The organism is Allosphingosinicella sp. (genome assembly GCF_036403745.1).
GTDB lineage: Bacteria > Pseudomonadota > Alphaproteobacteria > Sphingomonadales > Sphingomonadaceae > Allosphingosinicella.
Map to the genome: position 1 here is coordinate 1 of NZ_DASWQI010000019.1, position 3,903 is coordinate 3,903.

Here is a 3,903-nt window from a genome sequence, read left to right on the forward strand (position 1 = left end):
CAAAATCACTGTGCAGAGGAACTAGGGCCATTCCACGTATCGACCCAGAAACGCACCCCGCGGCAGTCAGCCGGGCCGTCCTGTGTGGTATCGAGCGGCACCGGAAGGTGCTGTGGCCGGCTAATCGTAGTCATCCTGGGGTGCCTAACTGGCCTGCTGCATCAGATCGCGTCAGAAGTCAGTTGGAACCCTACGAGGTCTGCGGTGAATGGACGCGATATGCGGAACGGCAATGTAAATTGTGTCACCGCCTGGACTTGTAGTAAGTTCTACTGATAATTCATCATAATCAAGATTTATGTACCCTTCAAATTGATGGCCGTTCGTCAAAGTTATATTCACAAAACCTTTTCACCTCTTTTAACATTCTTTTCCACGTAAGTTTTTAGCCGATCGATGACACTTCGCATGAGGATACCTCCGATGCTGGATGTAAGAGGTAGAGAGTTCCGCTGCACCTGGAGCACCGCATCGAGGGCGCGGGGCCGCCTGCCAATCCCCTGACAGATCAAATGCGACGGAGGGTGCCTGGGTTGCGACGGATCCGGTCCAACTCCGCCGATCTGAGACAATATGCCGACCCATGCATTCAGGCACCGGTCATGGCACTCGCCATGCGTCCTGCATCTGGATCATCGTTGCCCTCTCAAAAGGCTTCTGGAACGGAGGGCTCCCCTGGTTACGAATAGCCGTTGCTAAACCCAATACCGTTCAGTGGTATTTGATGGAAATATGATTTTCATAATTGAGGCGTTGTCCGGGAGGCAGGAGCGGCTGGGCGCGGGATTTGGTTGGGAAGTTGCTCATCTTACGCTTGACGGCGCGCGGGTTGTGTCGACCTCGGCTGCGGTCCGCCGGCCGGAGCGTGATCTCGATCAGAAGGGTCTGCTCCATGTGGGCGCGGTCGTCAGGGGGGAAAAGCGGCATAAAAGGGAAGGTTGCGCCGGACGATCTCGATCGTGTGCTTGAAGGAGAGCGTGTCCGGATCACACGCGGCTTGTCGGCTGGCCTCGTACATCAGGTGCCGAATGGCAAAGTGGGTCAGGAGAAGGCCGTAGACCTCCTGCAGGATCAGATCCGGGCGGCGCGAGCGGAGCATCAGCCGCTGGCCGGGCATCGTCACCTTGACTTCGGCCAGCACCCCTTCGTCTTCCCAGCGCTCGTGATAGAGAGCCGCCAGGTCGGCGGCGGGGGCGATCCGCGGATCCAGAACCGTGGTGACCAGGCGATAGATCCGGTCACCCCCGGGGACCCCCGGCATCTGGTATTCGATGATCCGCACCGTCAGGCCATCGCGCTCGCGTCGGCGGTGGTCGGGAGAGGGATACAGACGGCTCAGGTAGGAGCCATCGGCCAGACGCTCCAGACAGGGAAAGATCGCGATGCCGCGGGCGCGCCAGAGCAGGTCGGCGCCGGTTGCCGCCGCGTCCCGCCACAGGCTGTAGCCGACAAAGGCGCGGTCAGCCAGGCACAGCATGCCCGGCCGGAGATCGGCCACGATCCGCCGCGCCAGGCTGACCTCTCCGGTCGAAAATCCGGCGATGACCGCGGCGAAGATAGCATGGCTGCCGGTCTCCAGCAGCGCCAGCAGGCGCAGCTGCGGAAAGCCGCTGCTCCCACGCGCGGCCGCGGGACGGCCGAAGTGCTGCTCCAGCGCCGGCAGATCGGGGACATCGATCGTTGTCCCGTCGAAGCTGACCAACCGGCGCCCCTGGTACCACGCGCCCGGTGCTCCCGGCTCGGCCAGCGGCCGGGCGAGACGGCGGAACAACTCCCGCAACGGCGCTTCGCCCAGACGCACCCGGGCCTGGGTGATGGCCGACTTGCAGACCAGGTCGAGGGCCGCGCCCTCCCACCGCAGCCAGCGCAGCCCTTCCACCAGTTCGCGCAGCACGGCGTCATACGAGGCGTGCGCGTAAAGCGTCAGAGCCATCACGTAATAAACCATGACGCGCGGCAGCAGGTGCCGCGCTCGCCAATTCTGCCGCCCGGTCTGCTGGAGAACCTCGTCCACCACGGCCACTGGCACGGCTTTGGTCAGAACTCCAAGTGTCACATGCTCGCTGAGCTGCCGACCCTCAACACGACAGCAACCCTTCTGGCCCATGGCCGCTCACTCCATCCCCAAGCACCTCCAGTACTGCCCTTTCAACAAAATATTCTCCTCTGCCAACATCCAACATATCTGGACCACCATATTAGATAAAATGCTGCTGAACGGTATTGCGTCTAAACCCAATACCGTTCAGGAGCATTTTCGGGAAGCTGGTGTGATGAGGGGTGATGGCTTGTGGGCCTGATCGGTTGATGGCGTATCAAGCGCGGTGGGCGACAGGGGAGGATCGCCATGGGCAGGACACGGTGCGGCGTGCGCGAGGGCCAGCGGCTTGGTGAGCATGTGACGCTGGGGGTACTGACCCGGTTCGTCCCGGCCGACGTGGTGGATGCGGTGCTGCGGGACACCGGGCGGGTGGCATGGCGGGCGCGCCAGCTGCTGCCGCGCGTCATGGTCTACTACGTGATGGCCCTGACACTCTATGCCCACGCCTCCTACGACGCGGTGCTGCGGGAATTGGTGGAGGGACTGCGCTGGCTGCACTGGGACGGCACCGCCCTGGGCCTGGCGTGCAAGTCGGCGATCACCCAAGCCCGGGTGCGCCTGGGCGAAGCCCCGATGCGCGAGCTGTTCCGGCGCCTTGCCCGGCCGCTGGCCGAGCCGGGCACGCCGGGCGCCTGGTACCGCGGACGCCGCCTGGTCAGCTTCGACGGGACGACGCTCGACGTGCCTGACCTGCCGGATCTGGAGCGCGCGTTCGGCCGGCCATCGGCTCCGCGCGGTCACACCGGCTTCCCTCAACTGCGCCTGCTAGCGCTGCTGGAGACCGGCACCCACGCCATCTTCGCGGCGGTCCCCGCCGGCTACGCGAGTAGCGAGGTCCACTTGGCGCGCGAGGTCCTGGCGCAGCTCGGGCCGGGCATGCTGTGCCTGGCTGACCGGGGCTTCCTCGGCTACGCCCTGTGGCGCGACGCCGTGGCGACTGGGGCCGACCTGCTCTGGCGCGTGCGCGGCGGGGACGTTCTGCCCTGCTTGCAGCGCCTGGACGATGGCTCCGGCCTGAGCCGGCTGTACCCCTCGCCCCAGCATCGCCGGCGCGACCGCGACGGCCTAACGGTGCGCGTCGTCGAGTACCGGCTGCCCGGTGTGCCGGGTGGCGACCAGCTCTACCGGCTGGTCACGACGATCCTCGACCCCGCGGCGGCGCCGGCGCGCGAACTGGCGGCGCTGTACCATGAGCGCTGGGAGGACGAGACCGTGCTGAAGGAGGTCAAGGTGACGCTGCCCGGCGGTCCCTTGATGCTGCGCTCGCGCCGCCCGGACCTGGTTCGGCAGGAGCTCTACGGCCTTTTGCTGACCCATTTCGCCCTCCGCCAGCTGATGTACCAGGCCAGCCGCCGGGCGGACTGCGATCCCGACACGCTGTCCTTCGTGCACACGGTCGAGATCGTCCGGCGTAACCTTCCCTTCTATGTCGCGTTTTCCCCCTGAAGGCCGGACGCGCATGGAACAGGCGATCCTCCTCGAGATCCTGGTGCGACCCGCCGACCAAAGCCGGGGGCGCCACAACCCGCGCGCCGTCAAGCGCAAGATGAGCAACTTTCCAACGCGGGCGCGCGCTCAGCCGATCCTGCCCCCAAGACAACGCCTGATCTATGCCGATCACATTTTGATCGAAACCCACTGAACGGTATTGGGGCTAAAGCCCCAGGAACGCCCGTAGCGACCGCTCGATCGGTTCCCGCGCAAGCCCCCGCACGATGAAGACGATGCGGGAGCTACGATCCCCGTCCGACCACGCATTCAGATGGATAGGCGGGTGAATAACGTGCTGCACGCCATTGATA

5 protein-coding genes are annotated in these 3,903 nt (G+C 64.7%); 2 read left to right on the plus strand and 3 right to left on the minus strand.

Annotation, left to right across the window (positions count from 1 at the left end):
• Positions 1-711: 711 nt before the first annotated feature.
• Together VGC56_RS02550 and VGC56_RS02555 are read right to left on the minus strand one after the other, a co-directional pair.
• Positions 712-894 (minus strand): hypothetical protein, encoded by a 183-nt coding sequence (locus tag VGC56_RS02550; protein ID WP_464123050.1) that lies wholly within the window; start codon positions 892-894, stop codon positions 712-714.
• A 13-nt stretch (positions 895-907) separates the two neighbouring features.
• Positions 908-2,107, minus strand: coding sequence for an IS4 family transposase (locus tag VGC56_RS02555; protein WP_464123052.1), 1,200 nt, complete (start codon positions 2,105-2,107; stop codon positions 908-910).
• A gap of 240 nt (positions 2,108-2,347) precedes the next feature.
• Between VGC56_RS02555 and VGC56_RS02560 the strand changes: the two genes are divergently transcribed.
• Both VGC56_RS02560 and VGC56_RS02565 read left to right on the plus strand, forming a co-directional pair.
• Positions 2,348-3,547 (plus strand): IS4 family transposase, encoded by a 1,200-nt coding sequence (locus VGC56_RS02560; protein WP_464123053.1) that lies wholly within the window; start codon positions 2,348-2,350, stop codon positions 3,545-3,547.
• Between the two features lie 13 nt (positions 3,548-3,560).
• Positions 3,561-3,743, plus strand: coding sequence for a hypothetical protein (locus tag VGC56_RS02565; protein ID WP_464123054.1), 183 nt, complete (start codon positions 3,561-3,563; stop codon positions 3,741-3,743).
• A 12-nt stretch (positions 3,744-3,755) separates the two neighbouring features.
• Here VGC56_RS02565 and VGC56_RS02570 read toward each other — a convergent pair whose 3' ends face one another.
• Positions 3,756-3,893: a GTP-binding protein gene (locus tag VGC56_RS02570; protein ID WP_464123055.1), complete on the minus strand. Its 138-nt coding sequence runs from the start codon at positions 3,891-3,893 to the stop codon at positions 3,756-3,758.
• Positions 3,894-3,903: the final 10 nt, after the last annotated feature.